General features: G+C 32.9%; 15 protein-coding genes and 3 pseudogenes. 11 read left to right on the top strand and 7 right to left on the bottom strand.

The genetic code is table 11. The annotated features are described in order from the left end of the window. Window positions 1-246 precede the first annotated feature (246 nt). The 3 genes and pseudogenes from ACM6HU_RS16865 (at window position 247) to ACM6HU_RS16855 (ending at window position 1926) form a co-directional block, all read left to right on the top strand. Window positions 247-954, top strand: a complete 708-nt coding sequence (locus tag ACM6HU_RS16865; protein WP_040118712.1) for an IS6 family transposase — start codon at window positions 247-249, stop codon at window positions 952-954. Between the two features lie 62 nt (window positions 955-1016). Further along, window positions 1017-1184 (top strand): annotated as a pseudogene (locus tag ACM6HU_RS16860) (DUF2268 domain-containing putative Zn-dependent protease); the annotation flags it as partial. Beyond that, window positions 1159-1926 (top strand): MerR family transcriptional regulator, encoded by a 768-nt coding sequence (locus ACM6HU_RS16855; protein WP_414848326.1) that lies wholly within the window; start codon window positions 1159-1161, stop codon window positions 1924-1926. The pseudogene ACM6HU_RS16860 and the gene ACM6HU_RS16855, both read left to right, overlap by 26 nt. Before the next feature lie 186 nt (window positions 1927-2112). On the opposite strand, the gene ACM6HU_RS16850 is transcribed toward ACM6HU_RS16855, so the two are convergent. Continuing rightward, window positions 2113-2691 carry a DUF3967 domain-containing protein gene (locus ACM6HU_RS16850; protein WP_016113549.1) on the bottom strand — a complete coding sequence of 193 codons (579 nt, stop codon included), beginning with the start codon at window positions 2689-2691 and terminating at the stop codon, window positions 2113-2115. 60 nt (window positions 2692-2751) lie between these two features. Between ACM6HU_RS16850 and ACM6HU_RS16845 the strand changes: the two genes are divergently transcribed. The 3 genes from ACM6HU_RS16845 (at window position 2752) to ACM6HU_RS16835 (ending at window position 4803) form a co-directional block, all read left to right on the top strand. Continuing rightward, window positions 2752-3003 (top strand): hypothetical protein, encoded by a 252-nt coding sequence (locus tag ACM6HU_RS16845; protein ID WP_414848325.1) that lies wholly within the window; start codon window positions 2752-2754, stop codon window positions 3001-3003. A gap of 199 nt (window positions 3004-3202) precedes the next feature. Then, complete coding sequence (locus ACM6HU_RS16840; protein WP_016113548.1) at window positions 3203-4426, top strand: ParM/StbA family protein; 1224 nt, start codon at window positions 3203-3205, stop codon at window positions 4424-4426. A 20-nt stretch (window positions 4427-4446) separates the two neighbouring features. Further along, window positions 4447-4803 carry a hypothetical protein gene (locus tag ACM6HU_RS16835; RefSeq protein WP_016113547.1) on the top strand — a complete coding sequence of 119 codons (357 nt, stop codon included), beginning with the start codon at window positions 4447-4449 and terminating at the stop codon, window positions 4801-4803. 269 nt (window positions 4804-5072) lie between these two features. On the opposite strand, the pseudogene ACM6HU_RS16830 reads toward ACM6HU_RS16835, so the two are convergent. The 3 genes and pseudogenes from ACM6HU_RS16830 to ACM6HU_RS16820 all read right to left on the bottom strand — a co-directional run. Continuing rightward, window positions 5073-5270, bottom strand: a pseudogene (locus ACM6HU_RS16830) (helix-turn-helix domain-containing protein); the annotation flags it as partial. A 718-nt stretch (window positions 5271-5988) separates the two neighbouring features. After that, on the bottom strand, window positions 5989-6771 hold the full coding sequence (locus ACM6HU_RS16825; protein ID WP_033671301.1) for a putative protein N(5)-glutamine methyltransferase: 783 nt from the start codon (window positions 6769-6771) through the stop codon (window positions 5989-5991). A gap of 1038 nt (window positions 6772-7809) precedes the next feature. Continuing rightward, window positions 7810-8229 (bottom strand): GNAT family N-acetyltransferase, encoded by a 420-nt coding sequence (locus ACM6HU_RS16820; protein WP_016113544.1) that lies wholly within the window; start codon window positions 8227-8229, stop codon window positions 7810-7812. Between the two features lie 389 nt (window positions 8230-8618). On the opposite strand from ACM6HU_RS16820, the gene ACM6HU_RS16815 reads away from it, so the two are divergent. Together ACM6HU_RS16815 and ACM6HU_RS16810 are read left to right on the top strand one after the other, a co-directional pair. Further along, entirely contained in the window at window positions 8619-9440 is an 822-nt protein-coding gene (locus ACM6HU_RS16815) for a ParA family protein (RefSeq protein WP_016113543.1), read from the top strand. 1 nt (window position 9441) lies between these two features. Next, the gene (locus ACM6HU_RS16810) at window positions 9442-9813 is read left to right on the top strand and encodes a hypothetical protein (protein WP_016113542.1); all 372 of its coding nucleotides are present in this window, start codon (window positions 9442-9444) and stop codon (window positions 9811-9813) included. A 261-nt stretch (window positions 9814-10074) separates the two neighbouring features. Here ACM6HU_RS16810 and ACM6HU_RS16805 read toward each other — a convergent pair whose 3' ends face one another. Beyond that, window positions 10075-10440 (bottom strand): hypothetical protein, encoded by a 366-nt coding sequence (locus ACM6HU_RS16805; RefSeq protein ID WP_016113541.1) that lies wholly within the window; start codon window positions 10438-10440, stop codon window positions 10075-10077. Window positions 10441-10974: 534 nt separating this feature from the next. Here ACM6HU_RS16805 and ACM6HU_RS16800 point away from each other — a divergent pair. Next, a pseudogene (locus ACM6HU_RS16800) lies at window positions 10975-11217 on the top strand (hypothetical protein). A gap of 807 nt (window positions 11218-12024) precedes the next feature. Here ACM6HU_RS16800 and ACM6HU_RS16795 read toward each other — a convergent pair. Further along, the gene (locus ACM6HU_RS16795) at window positions 12025-12876 is read right to left on the bottom strand and encodes a helix-turn-helix transcriptional regulator (protein ID WP_016113539.1); all 852 of its coding nucleotides are present in this window, start codon (window positions 12874-12876) and stop codon (window positions 12025-12027) included. A 122-nt stretch (window positions 12877-12998) separates the two neighbouring features. Between ACM6HU_RS16795 and fabF the strand changes: the two genes are divergently transcribed. Further along, on the top strand, window positions 12999-14234 hold the full coding sequence (gene fabF / locus ACM6HU_RS16790; protein WP_016113538.1) for a beta-ketoacyl-ACP synthase II: 1236 nt from the start codon (window positions 12999-13001) through the stop codon (window positions 14232-14234). Window positions 14235-14977: 743 nt separating this feature from the next. Here fabF and ACM6HU_RS16785 read toward each other — a convergent pair. Next, the gene (locus ACM6HU_RS16785) at window positions 14978-16699 is read right to left on the bottom strand and encodes a helix-turn-helix domain-containing protein (RefSeq protein ID WP_016113537.1); all 1722 of its coding nucleotides are present in this window, start codon (window positions 16697-16699) and stop codon (window positions 14978-14980) included. 1255 nt (window positions 16700-17954) lie between these two features. Here ACM6HU_RS16785 and ACM6HU_RS16780 point away from each other — a divergent pair. Continuing rightward, window positions 17955-19655: a hypothetical protein gene (locus ACM6HU_RS16780; protein ID WP_016113535.1), complete on the top strand. Its 1701-nt coding sequence runs from the start codon at window positions 17955-17957 to the stop codon at window positions 19653-19655. The last annotated feature ends 621 nt before the right edge of the window (window positions 19656-20276 follow it).

The raw sequence follows: 20276 nt of genomic DNA, 5'->3' as shown, positions 1-20276 counted from the left end.
GGGTCCCGCCACATCGCCATCAACCTAAGAAAAGCAAATACCCCAAAACGAGAAAATTGACATCTCCAGATGAAAATGTACAATTTTTTTGTTTTGGGGATGCTTCAAAATATTAGCTTGATAGCAATGTGTCTCTACCCATATAGGTTCGTGGGTTCCGGTGCAAGAAATTCAAGATACATGCAAGTAATCTCCTAACCTTGGACATACTGATAGTATTACTCTAGAAAAAGGTGTGTGATCGATATGGAAAAGGAAAATTTGTTCAAATGGAAGCATTATCAGCCGGAACTAATCTTATTAACAGTAAGATGGTACCTACGGTACAATTTGAGCTTCCGTAACCTGGTGGAAATGATGGAGGAACGAGGCTTATCCATGGCTCACACAACGATTATGCGATGGGTTCATCAATATGGACCTCAATTAGAAGAGAAAGTACGACATCATCTTAAAACAACAAATGATTCATGGAGAGTCGATGAAACTTATATTAAAGTGAAAGGGCAATGGATGTATGTATATCGTGCCGTTGATTCAGAAGGGAATACCATTGATTTTTATCTAAGTAAATCAAGAGATAAACAAGCAGCCAAGCGCTTTTTCAAGAAAGCCTTGGCTGCTTCTCATATTTGTAAACCTCGTGTTATAACAGTAGACAAGAACCCTGCCTATCCCGTAGCGATTCAAGAGTTAAAAGAAGAGAAACATATGCCTGAAGGCATACAAATAAGGCAAGTTAAATATCTCAATAATATAGTGGAACAGGATCACCGTTTCATTAAGAAACGTGTACGTTCTATGTTAGGATTCAAATCGTATGAAACAGCCACTTCTATATTGAGCGGCGTTGAAGCCATGCATATGATGAAAAAAGGACAACTTAACCTACAGGTGAAGTCTGCTCAAAATGAAGTTGGGTTCATACATAAGTTATTTGGAATTGCATCATAATCTGTCATTGAATAGGCCATGTAGGTTCTATATCTCTATCAAATGTTTTTTGCACCAGAACCCCAGTCAATATGTCTTATGCTGCTGGTTATGCCTGTGGATACTATTTAATTAAATACTATTTAGAAAAAACAGGTAAAAATATTTTTGAAGCCACAATAACTCCTGCCAATCTAATATTAGATGAAATAAAAGGATTCTGGGATGAAGAAACAATTATTAACGGTTAAAGATATTGTCCAAATTACAGGTATAACAAAAAGAACCTTACAATATTATGATAAAATAAATTTATTAAAGCCAATTTACTTAACAGAAAATGGTTATCGACTTTATGATAGGAACAGTTTAGCAAAACTTCAAACGATTCTATTTTTTAAGGAAATGAACTTTTCTCTAAAGGAAATTGCGGATGTTTTGAAACTTACGAGAGAAGAACAGCAACAATTATTAAAGAAGCATAACCAAACTTTATTGTTAAAAAAACAACGTTTAGAAACAGTTATTACTGCGGTGGATGAGTATGTATCAGGAAAGGATATCTACAATTTAAATATTTTTAATAATTCATCCATTTTACCATTACAAGAACAATATGCTCATGAAGCGAAATTCATCTATGGAGAAACAGAAAAATACAAAGAATTTGAGGGGAAACTGAAAAAACTTTCTCCTAGTGAAAAAGCGAACTTATTTTATGAATTCGAACAAAAAATGGAAAGAGTATTTAGAAAAATTGCTTCCTATATTAATCAATCACCTACTTCCGATGAAGTACAACAATTAATTGTAGAGTGGAAAAGTTATCTCGAACAATCTATTGTATGTGACTCTGAAATGTTGACATGTATTGCAAATACGTATAAATTTGATAATCGATTCAAAAATTATATAAATCAATTTAGTAATGAAGACTTAGCTGAATTTTTATATAACGCTATTATACATTATACCAATAAACAGAATCGCTAATTTCATATTTTTATTGTCACTGCACACCTTCATGGAGTTGCCTAAAGTTATTCTATTTTCGACTCCATCTTAACTTTTTTCAAAGCGTGTCGACTTTATTTCAAATCCACAATATCAAATTTATAAAAAAGTAGGGAAGCTTGTAAAAACATACAAGCTTCCCTACTTTTTTACGCATTATTTAAGTTATTTTTTAAATAATTTAGCGAACCATGATTTTTCTTGTTGAGTAGATGCAACTAATTTCTTAGTTTCTTGTATTTCACGAATTACTTCTAATAGCTGTTGATCTCTGTTATTTATTTTCCCATCAATATTCTTTTGTTGTTCATCAACCTTATTCAGTAACGTTTGATTAGTTTGTTCTAAATGGTCTATACGCTTTAAAAGTTCCATATTCATAGCTTTTTGCTCTTGAAAATATATAGAAACCTCTTTCATACTTTCATACATCGTCTGAATAATTGGCTTCGTTATTTCGTCGTCTTCATCACTCTCTTCTACTACAATATAATCTACATTTTGTTTTAACATCTGTTCTATTATTTCCGGTGGCTCTTGTGCATCTTTCATATTAGCAATTAATTTAAAAAGCTCTAATGCTTCTTGTTCATATCTCAGTGTTCGTCCCTTCGTCCCAGCGACAGTTGGTAAATATGGTTTGAATTGATCCCGCCAGGCTTGAAGAGTTGTCCGTGGCCTTCCAAGCATCCTTGCCATATCTGCAAGGGAATATGTTTTCTTGTAAGGTTCTTCCCTATCCATTTCATCGTCCTCCCCTCATCGTCATTTGTTATTATCGATGTCCGACATGTTGTCATTGCATTGTTATTGATTATCATCCATGTCGGTCATGTTGTCATTACGTTGTTATTGATCATCATTTATGTCGGTCATGTTGTTGTTTTACTGTTATTCATCATCATTTATGTCGGTCATGTTGTTGTTTTACTGTTATTCATCATCATTTATGTCGGTCATGTTGTTGTTTTACTGTTATTCATCATCATTTATGTCGGTCATGTTGTTGTTTTACTGTTATTCATCATCATTTATGTCCGACATGTCGGCGTCTAACTGTTATGTGTCTAATTCGTTTGAAAGAAGGTATTTCCTTGTTTATTTTGAATTTTTTAAGTGTATAGGTTAATTAAATAATAAGTACGATTTAAGTCTTACTTATTATAAAAAGTGTTCTTATTTTTGGTTAAATGTGCTAAAATATAATCAAAAGTATCACTTAAGTCGTACTTAATGTATGAAGGAGGAATTGCAAATGAAAATTGGAAGAAAAGTAGCGGATTTCGGAAATAGTTTTAATAATTTCATGGTGGATGGTTATTATATTGAACTTGCAACGAATGTAGTTAAAATTCCAAAGAAAAAAGCTGAGGATTTACTTGTTGATCGTATTTCTAGACCGGAAGATTTACTAGATAGATTATTAATTTCTACTGAAATTGATGGTGAAGAATCTTTCTATTTAGTTGGACAATTAGCTGAAGATAATCAATTAGCAAACTCTCATGTAAATAAGATGCACGATAAAATTAATAGTCCTATCCCTTACATAAGCTTTTTAGGAGCAATTGCATATTATCATGCCCTTAACGCCGAGCAAGAAGATAATGAAGTTGAAATTGAAAACATGAGTATGATGCTTCCAATCTGGCTTTTAAAACGCGAAGAGAAATTTAGCATTGCTCATAAAAAAATGGAAGAAAGATTTATCGGTGAACATAAAGTTAAAGTGTTAACACCAGGAATGGAAAGAGAACTAACTATTACAGTTAATTCAGCAAAATGTAGAAATGAATCAGAAGTTGCTAGACATTCTTTAAAATATAAAATGGTTTCAAGAGATCAGAATACAAATGTAATTAGTATTGAAAAGCGATATGAATCCGAGAGATTCGATGACTATGAAGTGGTTTTAACTGATATTGGTGGCGGTTCTACAGATGCTGTGCAATTAGGTAAAGGACTCACTACACCTAAGCACAGAGATTCTTTCCAAGTTATCGATATTGAACCATTCTTAGGATACCTAGAACGCTTTAGAAAAGAAAAATTGATTCAATACTTTAAAGATCTAAGAACATTAGAGAAATTTATTGTTAATAATTATAAAGCACAAAAGTATGTACTATCGAATGAAAATACTGGTGAAGAATATGATTTCACATCTGAAATTGTAGAAGCACTAAAAGAGTATGCAAGAATTGTAGTTGCTAAAATTCTTGATGTATTCATTCCCTCTAGTACGAATACAGTATTGAAATTTATCTATATCGGAGGCGAAGCACCAGTTTTAGAACCATATATCCGTCTTGCTTTATTGAATCATATGTCTGAAACGGCTGCTAAAAACAATCACTTCTTCTTGAATGATATTATTCAAAATAGCGAGAAAGAGGTATTTGCTCCAACTTCACGTACAATTAACCTAGCTGCATTAGAATTAAAAGCAATTGATGAAATGAAGGGGCAGTTAGCTTAGAATAAAGGGACGTGCAGATAATGGCTAAAAATAGAAAAATGGCATTACGTGCTGATAATATGCCTGAAGATGTATATAAGATTCTTAATGAAAAAGCTAATAGTAGGCAATTAACAGCATTTGTTGTTGAATTAGTACAAAATGAAAAACGTTATGAGCAACTGCTACAGAAATTAGATAATGTAGAACAGAGATTAAATCTTTTGGATACAGTTGAAAATAAATTGAATCTTCTTCTTACTAATGGACTTGTTCCCGTACCGAAACAGGAAGATCTAAAAACGGAAGAGCCCGTACTTCAAGAAGGTAAAATTATTGACGCTAGGGAAGTACTTGGTGGGATTTCTGAAGAAGATAATGAGGAAATGGATTTTTGATTAATACGAGTATGGAGTGACAATAATGTGATTCATTCTATACCTTGTAACCTGCATTACTACGTTATAAAATTGAATTATAACAAGAATAAAGCCGTTTAAAAGTAACGAAGCAAAAACAACTAGACGCATAATAACATGATGGAGTGCTTACTAATTAGAGAAAGCACTCCATTTTTGCATTTTACATATGAACAAATGTTTGAAAAGTCTTGCAATTATAAACTAAAAAAATTATTGTTGGTATTACTTTTTCAAAACAGTTAATCTTTTTTCAAAACGGTTAAACTTTCTTTTGAACTACTCACAGGATAGGTTAATCCTTTTCCTGTTTCTTTATAGGTATCATTCCAAAGAGCAAGAAAATGGTTAAATACAAAGCGGGTGCACCCCATGGTTTTAGCAATTAATATTTCTTGTTCTTTATTTGGATAGATACGAAATTTATATGCTTTATTTACTAACATGGGTTGCACCTCACTTTCTTGTATGATGCCTACAGTATACTAAAAAACGTCGGCTTACGCCTACCGACATTCATCTCCCACCTAAAATTGGTGTTTCACACCTTCACATTTTTGAGGAAGGAGTCTTCTGTCGGAAAACGATAAATAATCTCTTTTGAAATCAATGATTTAGGCATTATCTGTTAATTCTATGACTCTATTGTATGCACCACATTTTACTGCTGTAATCTTTTTACAATATAAAAAATATCCCTATTTCTATAAATAGATATCTCCCTATATCCCTATTTTCGATAGCGAAAATAGGGATATAGGGGATTTTTTGAATAATAACTGGAGTAGTATAAATGGCAGATTCTATTGCATGTAATAACTATCACTACTAGAATCCTTCTTTATAATATAGAAATAGGGATATAGGGATTTTTTTAGAAAATAACTAGAGTGATATATGTAAAATGACAATAAAGCTATTTAATTTTAAAAGCTCAAATAAGCATAACCCCATCCTAAATCTAGAACGGGGTTAAAAATAAAGTTGTTTAATTTTTGATGTAAGATACTTCACTACACTAAAAAATATAACAATAAAGTCGTTTAAAAATCTAAGTTTTCTTCAACAATAGCGCCCTTTAATTGAATAAGGATTTTTTGTTTATTTGTATATTGCTAGGAAATTATCATTTCATTTGTGAATAAGACTATGTGCTGATTTATGCTAAAAACCAGAATTCGATCCTATAACGACAGTAGCGTCTAGTTCCTCGTCTCTAGCCACTTTCGTGGTAAGCCCAGCACCAGCAAAGATTTCAAAGGTCTGAGTTGCCTGCATTTCGCTCGTCTCTATTAAAAGATGTCCTCCCGGTGCTAGCCAGAGAAATGCTTCTTTTGCTACTCTTCGCTGAATGTCAAGTCCATCCTCTCCTCCGTCAAGCGCCACCTTCGGTTCATGTAGGCGAGCCTCCTGTGGGAGCAGCTTTATTGCCTCGGTAGGAACATAAGGTACGTTCGCAACTAGGGTGTTCACATGGCCTTTAAGTGAGTGAGGCAGAGCTTTATACAAGTCACCTTCAAAAACATGGCCACCGAAATCTGTTACGTTGCGGCTTGCACATCGTACTGCGACAGGGTCAATGTCAACAGAATACAGTTCAACTCGTCCTAAAGCTGCCGCCAGTGCTACACCCACAGCACCTGACCCGCAACATAGATCAACGACGATATCACCAAAACATGACAGAGCTTTTGCCTGGTGAACAAGAAACTCAGTACGTTGACGAGGCACGAAAACGCCTCGGTCCACTTCTATCCGCAACCCACAGAATTCTGCGTATCCAACAACATATTCAAGTGGTAAACCATCGGCTCGCATTTCCACCATTTTCTTGAGGTCCTCTGGAGTTCGTGCCTCTGAAATAAGTAACCGGGTCTCATCTTCTGCGAAAACACAACCCGCGCTCTGAAGCCTGTTAATTATACATTTTTCCGTTTTATTGTCCAAAAAGAAATTAAATTCTTTTCCTATTTATCTCACCACTTTTGCTTATTTATAACCCTGTATTCGTTAAAAATTGGAGATATCCTTTTTCAACAAAATGGTCCAATTCAAAAAAATACGCCCTTATCCAATTAAATGGCCCTTTAACGGAATAACTTATTGCCACTCAACAGTTCCTTAATCTATCTTGCAATTCAGATGTTATTTTCCTTTTCACTATAAAAACATCCCTTTAGATAACCATCTAAAGGGATGTTTTTATAAACCTCGCGACTTTCTTTTAAATTCACAGTAGAAAATCAATTAACTCCCGAACAGAAAAGTAAATTTAAATTATTAAAAGAGATTTAGAAATATCCCTACATAGAAATAGGGATATTTCTATATTTCTGTGATTTAAAAAAATATCGTCACCAGAACTTCCTCCACGACTTCTTCTTTTCTCTCGCCGCTGCAACCTCCTCATGATATTCCTTCATCAATCGTTTTATCTCTAAAGCTAACTGTTTAATATTTTCCTTGTACTTCGTTAGCTACAATAACACTGGACCACTAATCAGTATTAACCCCTCCATTGTTTATAAGCCAGTAGCGCCATTCTTTTTATCTCTTCAAAATCTGGAATATCCTTTATTTTCATTGTAGTTAATCGCCTTTGACATCAATGGTTTAGGCATTATTCGTTAATTCTATTATATGTACCACATATCATCGCCGTTCTCTTTTCCTGCAATATAGAAATATCCCTATTTCCATAAGTAGACATTTCTATATATCCCTACTTTTTGTTATCAAAAATAGCGAAGATACTGTTGGTTTGTAATAAAGTTTGATCAAAATGCTTAGGTTGTTTGTTGCTAGTGAATAATTTTTTATAAAAAAGTTTAATCATTTTCTATCTGTGTTTGCTCCACAATCGCGCCCGATTGTGGAAGATCTTATTGAAGATAAGCATCCCCTTAGCTTAATAATGAAAAGGTTACTGCGAGAACAATTTCTTTAATATTGATGTCTTCTCCTACAATTAAAAATCTATTATGTTTATTTTTTTGAAATTACAGTAAACATCCCCGTCATGTTTGGTGAGTAATCTTTAAAATCATATTTTTCATAGAACGATTCTTTACCTTGTGATGCAAACAAACCGACAAACGCCTTATCAGGGGCATTCCGATTTAAGTATTCAACCAAAATATTCATTATTTCTTTCCCAATACCATTTTTCTGATAATCTGGATGAACCACTATATCTTGAATATAGAAATAGATAGCCCCATCACCAACAATTCTCCCCATGCCCACAATTTGTTCATTATCATTGACTGTGATGCAGTGAATAGAATTCTTCAGTGATGTTTCCACCACTTCAAAATTCATATAATTAGTCCATCCCACAGACTCGCACAAATATTTGTATTCTTCCAATGTTGGAATGTTATTTTTAAACTCATATTTCTTCAAAATGTATCCTCCAAGTCCTCAATTTCAACAAGTATATAAATTCGACATCTTTTTATCTATTCCTCTTACTCAACTAAACTCCCTTTAGCTAAAGTACAAACCTTCATATTCTCTAAGATGTTCTTCAACAATCTGGCCCGATTATTGAATAGAATGACCCGCATTTTTTTAAACACCTTTATTATTTGTTAAGCGACTTTTTTGTCGCTTAACAGCATAAATGGCAGATTCTATTGCATGTACCACATATCACTGCTATAATTTTATTTACAATATAGAAATATCCCTATTTCTATAAATGGATATTTCCCTATACCTTGATTTCGGTACCAAAAATACAGAAATAGGGATATAGGGAATTTTTTAAATAGATAACTGGAGTGGTATAAATGGCTATTACAATTACTGTTGGGAACTACAAAGGGGGCGTTGGTAAAACCACTAATGCTGTATTAAACTCTTATGAATTCGCAAAAAAGGGGAAACGAACTTTACTCGTTGACCTTGATCCACAGAGTAATGCAACAAAATCTCTAATGTTAACAAAATCTACCCTTAATCCTGACGAAAATGTAACTGTAAAAAAAACATTAATGAAAGGAATTCAAGAGGGGAATTTAGATGGATTAGAAGTTAAAATAATGGAAAATTTATATTTAATTCCTTCTTACGTTGATTTTCAAGATTTCGCAAAATTTCTATATAAATCGTGTTCTTCTGAAGTAGAAGAAGATTACTACTTTAAGGGATTACTTGAGAAAATAAAACATAAATACGATTACATATTTATCGATGTTCCACCTATGTCAATTGAAGTCACAAAAAATGCAGTTGTAGCTTCTGATTATGTTCTTATAGCTCTACAAACACAAGAACGTTCTCTTACTGGTGCGGAAAACTACATTAACCAACTAATAAAATTAAAAGAGCAATATGATCTTGATATTGAGGTTGTAGGTATTCTTCCAGTGCTATTAAAAAATAATGGTAAAGTGGATGAATACATTATGGAAAATGCTCGTGAAATTTTTGGTGAAGAAAACCTATTTAAAAATATCGTTCCACAGATGGAACGTATTAAAAGGTTTGATGTTAACGGTATTACTGAAAATGATAGACATGATTTAAATGTAATAGAACTATACGAAAAAATTAGTGATGAATTATTATCTCGTATCAATATTTTTGAAAGTCTGAAGGTTGGTGTATAACATGGCAAGAACTCCTGGATTATTAGGCAGAAAAAAGAGCAATTTTGACCCAACAGATCCTTATATCCCAAACGAGGATTCAGTTGTAACACAAAGTAGCGAAGATACTCCTGCTTCTCCACCTATAAATGAACAAAAACAAGTGAATCAGCAGGCGAAAAAGAAGGAGCAAACACCGGAGAAAAAGCAATTTAAAAACCAACAGGGAAGTATTAAAATTTCTAGTCAATCTAAGGAAGAACTCGAAGCACTAATGAAACTCACTAATACAAAATATGCTCATGAAATAATTGATTTACTTATAAATCGTTATGTAGAAAATGAATTAACTCCTGAACAGAAAATGAAATTTAAAATATTAACAGAGATTTAGAAATTTAGAAATATCCCTATTTCTAAATAGGGATATTTCTAAATTTTCGTAGTTTAAAAAAATACCGTCACCAGAGCTTCCTCCACGACTTTTTCTTCTCGTTTGCCGCTGCAACTTCCTCATGATATTCCTTATGTAAAGTGATAATAAGGTTATTTAATTTCGATATAAAAATATAAGAGCCTTGCTACATTTTTTTGTAGTAAAGTTGTTTAATTCTTATGGAACTAAAGCACTCGTTACTCTATTTAGTTAGATAAGTTATTTATTAGGAAAATTGTCAATCACTTGGATAGCTAGTTTCAACGCTTTTATTCTCCTTTCTAAAAGCGTTCTTTGGGGACTACCAGCCTTTGACTTATCATAAATGTTCTCAATTGATGGAAGCAAACCAGTAAGAACATTGCGAGCTTCTGCTAAATCTTCCTGGGTGTAATGATAGGGCCTTTGATTCCAAACGTTTTCTAGCATTGCTAAGCCGATGCAAACAGCTTTGAGTCGTTTCTTTACTAAGGTAGTATTTGCGCCTTTCTGAGTCATCTGTGACAAGGCATTTTCGAGTTTACTGATTGTCGATTGTAAAGATTTTATTGATTCCAATTTATCTACATTTGATACGTTTTCCATGTTAGTACTGTCCCTTCTTCGTTTCTGAATTATTTTGCTTGATATTTGATAAAATCGTTAAGAACCTGATTTCACTCGCAATATTTTAACATAAATAACTAACTCTCTTTGAGAAGGATTCTCAAAAATCCGGCCCAATTGTTGAACACAAGTTAACTAACACTCTTCAACTAACCTGCCTGTTAGTCCAATAAGAATTAAACAACTTTTTTGTCACTTAACACCTTAATCAATCGTTTTGTCTCTAAAGCTAACTGTTTAATATTTTCCTTGTACTTAGCTACAATAACACTACGCCACTAATCAGTAGTAACATCCCATTATTTTTGTGCTAGTAGCGCTATTCTTTTTATCTCTTCAAGATCAGGAGTATCCTTTTAGTTTCATTTTCATTGTAGTCAATCTCTTTTGACATCGATGGTTTAGGCATTATCCGTTAATTCTATAATTCTATTACATGTACCACATATCATCGCTGTGTTCTTCTCCCGCAGCATAGGAATATCCCTATTTCTATATATCCCTACTTTTGTTATCAAAAATAGCGAAGATACTCCTGTTTCTTCACCTAAAAATGAGTAAGAGAAAAAGGAATTTAAAAACCAACAGAGCAGTATTAAAATCTCTAGCCAATCTCATGAAGAGCTTGGAGCACTAATGAAGCTCACTAATAAGAAATATGATCATGAAATAATAGATTTACTTATACATCATTATGTAGAAAATCAATTAACTCCCGAACAGAAAAGTAAATTTAAATTATTAAAAGAAATATAGAAATATCCCTACATAGAAATAGGGATATTTCTATATTTTTGTGATTTAAAAAAATATCGTCACCAGAACTTCCTCCACGGCTTTTTCTTTTCTCTCGCCGCTGCAACTTCCTCATGATATTCCTTCATCAATCGTTTTATCTCTAAAGCTAACTGTTTAATATTTTCCTTGTACTTCGTTAGCTACAATAACACTGGGCCACTAATCAGTATTAACCCCTCCATTGTTTATAAGCCAGTAGCGCCATTCTTTTTATCTCTTCAAAATCTGGAATATCCTTTATTTTCATTGTAGTTAATCGCCTTTGACATCAATGGTTTAGGCATTATTCGTTAATTCTATTATATGTACCACATATCATCGCCTTGCTCTCTTCCTGTAATATGGAAATATCCCTATTTCCATAAGTCGATATTTCTATATATCCCTACTTTTTGTTATCAAAAAATAGCGAAGATACTGTTGGTTTGTAATAAAGTTTGATCAAAAGCATGCTACAAAAATTGATTTTTCAACAGAAAAAACCCAAACATTTTGAAAAAAGTTTGATCAAAATGCTTAGGTTGTTTGTTGCTAGTGAATAATTTTTTATAAAAAAGTTTAATCATTTTCCATTATTCCACAATCGCGCCCTATAATGGAATAACGAAAATAGAAACACGAATGCAAATTAGCTTATTTTTTTCAACTAACGCCATCCGCCCGTGGAACAAGAGGGCAACAGTAAAGTTAACTCTTTTTCCCATAAGGAATAATGACTTCGTTTAGTAATTAGTATCATTTCGCTAGTGTAATGAAATTACTTTATTAATTTTCAACGGAAACCCTCTTCATTAATCGCTTTAATTTATTTTCTGTATCTGTTTCCTCTACTGGTGTATAGATACTGCACCGTAAATCCATATCACCTTGAACCTGAAGAGAAGTTAAATTAAACAACATTTTGCCTGCTTTAGCATGTCTGAATTCAATTATCATTTCTGGAGCCTTACTTACTTGACTTTCTTGCCATAAATCCTGGAATTCTGAATGTGAATGACTCATTTCTTTAATAAATTGGTTGTACCATTCATCGCCTAAATAGTGTCCATAATAGGTACGGAAAATAGCAAGAAAACCTTTAGCAAAATGTTCCCAATTGACGGCCAATGTTTTAAATTCTTTTCTTGTGAACACTAAACGAATCAAATTTCTTTGATCATTCGGTATTTGTTCAAAATCTAAAAAAACATGAGCAGCTGCAGGATTCCAGCCCACAATATGGCAATGTCGATTCGTAATGATAGTCGGACAATATTTTAATTCAGCAAGTATTCGTTTTAAAGAAGGATTCAGCTCTGATTGATCATTTTTTGGATTTGTAATTTCCGGCTTTGCCTCTAATGCCAGGTTATATAAGTAGTCTCTTTCATCATTATTTAATTGTAAAGCTGTAGAAATACAATCAAGTACGATCGAAGAAACTTTTATATCCCTTCCTTGCTCTAGCCATGTATACCAAGTGGTACTTACACCTGCTAATTGTGCAACCTCTTCTCTTCGTAATCCAGGTGTCCTTCTCCGGGTTCCGGCAGGTAAACCAATAGACTCAGGCTTAATTTGGGCACGCTTAGCTTTTAAGAATGTCGACAAAGCTTCAATCCTAGTTTTATCATTCACTTTTAAAACTCCTTATCATATCAATTTAACCTAGTAGTAATTATACCAGGATAAACTATCCCTTGTAATAGGATAAAAAAGATGTAAAATACTAGTAAATTATTGATTTGGAGGGATGAAAAGTGGAACGAGTTGTGATTACTGGTATGGGGGTAGTTTCCCCTATAGGAAACAATATCCAAACATTTTGGAACAATTTGATTAACGGGGAATCTGGTATATCCACTATTGATACATTTGATGTTACTAATCATAAGACAAAAATTGCAGGTATCGTCCAAGATTTTGATGCAGATGAAGTTTTAGGAAAGAAAGAAGCAAGACGTTTAGATCGTTTTTCTCAATTTGCTTTGGCTGCAGCTGAACAAGCTTGGGCAGATTCTAAGTTAGACCTCGATCGTATAGATGTAGAAAGGTTAGGCGTATACGTAGGTTCAGGTATAGGAGGAATTGAAACCTTGATTAAAAATATTGATGCGCTTAGGCAGAAGGGGCCAAGAAAAGTCAGCCCAACTCTAGTACCTGCCATGATTTCTAATGCTGCTGCAGCACAAATTAGTATCAAGTGGAACGCGATGGGACCTTCTATGTCGCCTGTTTCTGCTTGTGCAATTGGAAATACTGCTATCGGAGAAGCCTTTAGACTAATTCGCTCTGGAGAAGTTGACGTTGTGTTTGCGGGTGGAACAGAGGCAGCTATAACAGACTTATCAATAGCAAGCTTTGGTAATGCTACAGCATTATCAACAAGAAACGATGATCCCACTAAAGCTAGTCGTCCATTTGATGAAAGTCGAGATGGATTTGTCATGTCAGAAGGAGCTGGAATTCTAATCTTAGAATCTTTATCTCATGCTTTGCGTAGAGAGGCAAAGATTTATGCAGAAGTCATTGGATATGGTGCAAGTTCAGACGCACACCATATCGTAGCTACACATCCGAAAGGTAAAGGTGCCTATCTTGCAATGAGTTCAGCTTTAAAAAATGCCAATATATCGCCTGAAGAAATTGATGTTATTAGTGCCCATGCAACAAGTACAAAAGTGGGAGACATATCTGAAACGATGGCTATTAAGCAGCTGTTTGGAAAACAAGCTTATCAGATTCCAGTAACAGCTAATAAATCTATGCTTGGTCATATGTTAGGGGCAGCTGGTGGAGTTGAAGCAATTGCTTTAGCAATGAGCATAAAGGAAGAGATAGTTCCTCCAACAATTAACTTAGAAGATCCTGATCCATTATGTGATCTAGATTATGTACCGTCTGTTGCTCGCCAAGTGAAAATAAATACGGGTCTATCTAACTCATTTGGCTTCGGAGGTCATAATGCAGCTATTATTTTAAAGAAATACGAGTGAATAAACTTTCTCTCGTCAATCTAACCGTTTCTTCTAGAAATGGTTAGATTTATTCAATTAAATGGCCCGATTATTGAATAGAATGAAAAGTAAATAATCTCTTTTGACATCAATTGTTTAGGCATTATCCGTTAATTCTATAACTCTATTACATGTACCACATATCATCGCTGTGCTCTTCTCTACAATATAGAAATATCCCTTTTTCTATAAGTAGATATTTCTATATATCCCTTCTTTTGTTACCAAAAATAGCGAAGATACTCCTATTTCTCCACCCAAAAATGTGTAGCTTTGAAATTAGGTTTGATTAAAGACCATTAGTCCTCTTCCATCCTTAAAAAATAACAAAAAATTATTTTATTTCATCTAACTTGTCCATTTTTCTAAGTAACCTAGTTTTTGTTTTATCTCTAGAAATAAAAAAGGCCTAATCCTTGTCGATTATAGAAATATCCCTATTTCTATAATTAGATATTTCCCTATATCCCTTCTTATGCTATCAGAAATGGAGGTATAGGGGGAGCCTTTGAAAAATTACTGGAGTAATATAAATTGCTGATTCTATTGTATGTACCACATTTCACTAATATAAGCTTCTTTATAATATAGAAATATCCCTATTTCCAAAAAGGGATATTTCTATATTTCCGTAGTGTATTTCAAAATCGGCAAATTCAATAACTACATTAAAAAGAGTCCTATTTCTAGGACTCTTTTTAATACTAATTTTTAGCTTTAATTTACATTTTATCGATGATCATTTGTCTTTTATACCATCGGTTTAATTTGTCTCTCGCAGTTCCAGAGAGACGCTTTGTTTTTTTATTATAGAATCTTGAAAGAGTGGGTTGTGATATGCCTATCTCTGCTGAGAGCTCTCGCATAGTTATGTTCTTTCTCCGATGCATAAATTCTATTCTATCCCGAATTAACTGTTCATTTCTATTCATATCTAAGGGCTTTTCTTCAGTTTTTACTGACTGATTCTCCCTATGAATTACATCAATAGTCTGCCTCGCTAAGCTTTCCGTTGAATGAATTACATCAGTAGCCTTCTTCTTTGCTAAGTTTTCCATTGAATGAATTAATTCTTTAGGTGGTAATATTACTATTCCTAACTGCGAATAATATTTTTTAAACCAATTCTTCTTCGTCAATTGATCCTCATCTAATCCCTTATCATATCCCCAATGAGAAATTACACCTTCTTTTTCTAAATCACTTAAAACATTTTCTAATTGCTCACGAATACGGTTAGGCTTTTGCTTTTGGTTTATACCCATTACTGCTAATAACCCTTTATCTCCCCCTATAGAATAGGGCCTTTTTAAGTTAGAAAACATTTGACGAATTCTCCACTGCCATGTCAAATAACGAATTAACCTTTTATGATATTTGTGTCTATAGCTATTATATTCAAGGGCCTTTTTTGATAATAGTGCCGTAGTGCTATTAGATCCATATAGGTAACTGGATAAGAAACTGCCCGGTTTAATTCGGCACGATTCTATACCCATGTATTCATTGGTATTTTTATCTCTCCAAAGCACTACAGAATCTAATACAAATAACCTTTTAATTACTTCACGCTTTACTTCATAATGTTTCCCGGTTTCAGCGCGATCATTTAGTACGACTACTTCATTCTCATCATTTAAGTATATAAAAATACTTGCTAGGGCCGCTATACGTTTAGCTACCTTAATCTTATCTTCCACTCTATAATATTCAACACCATTTGCTTTTGCTTTTGAAATACTGCACATTTCTAAAACTTGTTCATATGAAAAATCAATAAATTCATCAGGTGTGTTTGCTTCATTTAGCCATTGAATGGTGATGGTATCTAGTACGTCTGCTGTTAAATCATCCATATTACTCATTACACCATCTACTAATGTATTCCATCTTGCGGCTTCTTCAATATTCGTTAACCTTAGGTCTTCATCTTTATGAGATGAAAGCTGTGCTACTCCATTACTATCTTTCGTTTCAATGGGATATGATTTTAATTTTGTATTTTCATCTTCCTCAAATTGATTCTTTGCTATCCCATCTCTTAACTTATAATAAACGGCGGAATTATTTACTTCTAAATAATTTTCATGCGCTATATTCGCATCAGGTTCAATCACTTGTGTATGTGTCTTAGTATTAACTGTTTCATCATTACGAAACTCTTGGGCTATAAAGACATCAATTGTCTCATGAATTGTTACTTTGTGAGTATCTATATTTTTAAATATATCTAAAGCTGAAATACCTTTTCCTTGTTGCTGCTTCACCCACTGTACAAGCATTGAAAATGATGGAGAAAGGTATTCTGAAGTTACAATTTTACTATTATCTGCTTCAACGTCTACATAGTAAGAATTCCATTTACGCCACAATGGCTCGTTCTGTTTATAAATTGGTTCTGTTATTGATAATGCATCTCTAAACAATTGTAGAACGTCTTCCATATATATTTTTCTCCTTACACAAATTTAATAAGTGTTATTTAAACGTGAAAATACTTAGCTATATGATGTTCCTTTCTAAATAACAAGAAAGATAATTAGAATATTTTATTTGAAATTTTCTACATTACACCTTTACGGGATCCTAGTATTTATACCTATAATCATCTCTTTTAATGATTATACAAGACCAAATTAATTTGTAAAATCCAAATACGAGTTAATTCAAGGGCTTACATAGTATCCTAACTTTTTTCATTGATCCCTCTTCTATTAGTCTTATTTTTCATAACATGAAAATCTGTAGCTATATCATTACCCATTCAGCTGCAAAAAAATTTTAAAAAAGAGGGCTAAAGTTTGATATAAAAGATTTTCTTTTGTAATTACAATTTGGAACATGAAAATTTATAGCCATATGATGTCTCTTTGGAATGATGTAAAAGTTCTATTAATCCTTTTATATCATACACCCACTACCTTTTGTTCGTATTTTTAACTATTTATATAATATGAAAATCTGTAGCGGTATGATGTCCTTCTTTCATACAAAGATGAAAAGGTCTTAGTTATATGATGTCCCTTTTAAAATTTAAAATTTCGAGATTGAATCCTTTAATATCAACGCTTAAAGACTATTCTATGAATAATTCCATATCTAAAAACATGAAAACTCATAGCTATATGATGTCCCTTTTGAATGACGTGAATGTTCTGTAAACCCTTTGACATCATACATTCACTGCCTTTTGTTCGTATTTTCGGCTATTTATATAATATGAAAACCTGTAGCGGTATGATGTCCCTTTTTTTATAAAAAGATGAAAAGGATTTAGCTATATGATGTCCCTTTTAAAAATTGAAATTTCGGGTTTAAATCCTTTAATATCAATGTTTAAAGGCTATCGTATGAGTAATTTCATATCTAAAAATATGAAAACTTATAGCTATATGATGTCCCTTTCATTTTTTTAAAAAAACCTCATAAACGTTGTTATATTAATGTTTATGAGGTTATTTCTAATGATTTTTTGATTTTCTACAAAGATGAAAATCTGTAGCGGTATGATGTCCATAAAAAAAAATCGATAAATCTTCAAATCCCTTGATACATAAGGGATTAACGTGCATTTCATCTTTTCATTTTCTCTCTTAAAGGGGCACATTTCATCAAATTTCAATTTGATATAATCATAATTGGTATATTTTATATTGTTTTGGCATATATTTCTGGATTTATGTGTAGGAGGTGAAAAAGATGGGACAATCATTTATTATTCGTAATCAACGTAGTCTAAATGGACAAGATACAAATGCAGTTCTAGTAACATTAAAATCTTGGCAGAAACTTGTTGAAGCTTTTGAAGAGAAATACTACAGCTATAAAGATACATACCTTGAGGATATTCTCGATCATATGACATATGAAGAACGCATTGCTGATGTAGACGGCTTTGTGGCCCAGGCGAAACCATCTTTTTCACGTCGTACACTATCTGCTATTTCAGAAACAATGGGACGAAAACATAAATTATATGGCATTACAAATGCAGATTTAGAAGTCTTCTTATATCTACACAAGAAATGTTACACGAATGGGATTATTCCAAATGTAACAGTACATATGATGTGGGAAGATTACAAGCAGTATAAAGAGGAATTTGCTTATATACAGCATTCTCAATTCTATATTGCATTAAAGAAATTAAGTTTACATAACATTATTACACTAGAAAATGAATTAGATGGCCGCTATACCATTAAGCTAACTCATTTTATGAACGAAGAAACTGAAAAGGTAAATTCCTATGTGTATATTAGCCCAGTCGTATTTACAAAAGCTTTCTTTGCGCTTTCAGTTGCGGCTAAGAAACTATTCTTGGACATTGCTATGCAACAACACAGTGAAACGACTCTTAAACGTTCCTTAGACAAGCAGGATGAAAGAGGAAATACAACTCATTTTGGCGGAATGTACCGCTTTTTACATAAGAAATACCCACATCAAATCCGTGCGGTTATGACAGAATTAACAACTGCATTACCATGTACAGGGACTCCCCTATTCAAAATTTGCAAGTTACAAAAAGGGGTTAAAAATACAAAAAGATATACGACATTATATCTATCCTTACATACAGATTTCTTATGTACAAAAGAAGCTGGAGAAGTACAGTATCGCGATCCATTCACCCCTAAGGTTACGTATGCTCGGAAAGCTCGTTTTATTGAATCTGTGCTACAAGAACTGAATATAGGTGAGTTTGCACAAGACATGAATAAATTTATTCATGTACTTAAGTATACTTGTCATCGACAAATTCGAAGTGTCATTCGCAGCTTACGTGACATGATAGATCGTAATGAAGAATATCCAAATAAGTTAGTGTATACACTGAAAAAACTATTGAATCAAACATCACAATATCAAATTCTTGATACAGCAGCAAAAGAAGGTATTTACCCCCTTATTACACAACATGTTCCAAAAGAACAAAAGGAGCAAGCTGTATTTGATTTCGGATTACATTTCTCTATGTATTCTCTTCGAAACATCAAAAAGTTGTTCCGTAATACATATGAGTTACTAAAATCCAAATTTGCTGTACCTGTTACAGAGGAATCGTATCACCGTAACTATCTAAAGTATCAAGAAGAAACATTATTTAGAAAGTACGCCTATGAACAAGGTGCAAATCTAAATGCTTATATGGCCTTAGAAATAGAAATACGTGAACTTCTAAAAACAAGAGGATATAAAGATCGCTTTATTCCAAGTGATGTTCGCGAATTGTTCATTGAAAAGATAGATCGACTACCTAAAGAAAAGCTTCGCGTTATTGAAGTACCGGATGAGTTCAATTTGATTACATTTATGCGTGTATTTGAACAATTAGTACGCACTGGTATTCATGTAACAACAGCCGAACAAGTACTTGAGGTAATAGAAATAAATTAATGATACTTCGCTCTCTATTTTGAAAAAATTATAAATAGAGGGCTATTCGTATTGGTTCCATTTTAAAAAAGCCCTCTACTGATTTTTCCACATAGATACCTTTACTAGATTCTATTCATAATAGAGTCTTTTTTTATACATTCCTATACAAAGCTGTAATACAATTAACCAATTTTCCACATCTATATTTAAATAAACACATTATTCTTATCTAAAATACATATAAATACCTACAAAAAATCATAAGAAAAACAATAAATTTCGTGGATAAGTAGATAAATAGAACCTAATGTGAATAATATTATGTAATTATTATTGAAATAAAGGGATTTTGGCACTTCACCTATCAAAAATCATCAATATTTACGTGAGTCATGTGACAAATTCTAATTGTGTTGATTAGTTAGCCTATATTGTGAATGTTTTGTGAGTAAGTATTGTAAAATTGTGGACATACAGTGGATGAATTCGAAATTTAGCACTTGAATAAATATATTTAACACTGCATCAATTTGTTTCATTTTTTATGTAGAAATACGTGATCTTGTTTATGATTATTTGTAGGTTTTATAGCTTACTAATGCCTATTTTTCCGTCGTTAAATTCTAGCATTTATGATTT

It is taken from the genome of Bacillus sp. IT-79MI2 (genome assembly GCF_949768135.1).
In the GTDB taxonomy this organism is placed as follows: domain Bacteria; phylum Bacillota; class Bacilli; order Bacillales; family Bacillaceae_G; genus Bacillus_A; species Bacillus_A pseudomycoides.
The sequence above is the reverse complement of the archived record's forward strand: the minus strand, read 5'-3'. Positions and strand labels throughout refer to the sequence as shown.

What these genes read in the sequence shown, in the direction of transcription:
- ACM6HU_RS16805 (WP_016113541.1), bottom strand. Translation starts at nt 10,440, where the DNA reads ATGGAAAACGTATCAAATGTAGATAAATTGGAATCAATAAAATCTTTA.
- ACM6HU_RS16780 (WP_016113535.1), top strand. Translation starts at nt 17,955, where the DNA reads ATGGGACAATCATTTATTATTCGTAATCAACGTAGTCTAAATGGACAA.
- ACM6HU_RS16785 (WP_016113537.1), bottom strand. Translation starts at nt 16,699, where the DNA reads ATGGAAGACGTTCTACAATTGTTTAGAGATGCATTATCAATAACAGAA.
- ACM6HU_RS16835 (WP_016113547.1), top strand. Translation starts at nt 4,447, where the DNA reads ATGGCTAAAAATAGAAAAATGGCATTACGTGCTGATAATATGCCTGAA.
- ACM6HU_RS16865 (WP_040118712.1), top strand. Translation starts at nt 247, where the DNA reads ATGGAAAAGGAAAATTTGTTCAAATGGAAGCATTATCAGCCGGAACTA.
- ACM6HU_RS16855 (WP_414848326.1), top strand. Translation starts at nt 1,159, where the DNA reads ATGAAGAAACAATTATTAACGGTTAAAGATATTGTCCAAATTACAGGT.
- ACM6HU_RS16850 (WP_016113549.1), bottom strand. Translation starts at nt 2,691, where the DNA reads ATGGATAGGGAAGAACCTTACAAGAAAACATATTCCCTTGCAGATATG.
- ACM6HU_RS16810 (WP_016113542.1), top strand. Translation starts at nt 9,442, where the DNA reads ATGGCAAGAACTCCTGGATTATTAGGCAGAAAAAAGAGCAATTTTGAC.
- ACM6HU_RS16840 (WP_016113548.1), top strand. Translation starts at nt 3,203, where the DNA reads ATGAAAATTGGAAGAAAAGTAGCGGATTTCGGAAATAGTTTTAATAAT.
- ACM6HU_RS16815 (WP_016113543.1), top strand. Translation starts at nt 8,619, where the DNA reads ATGGCTATTACAATTACTGTTGGGAACTACAAAGGGGGCGTTGGTAAA.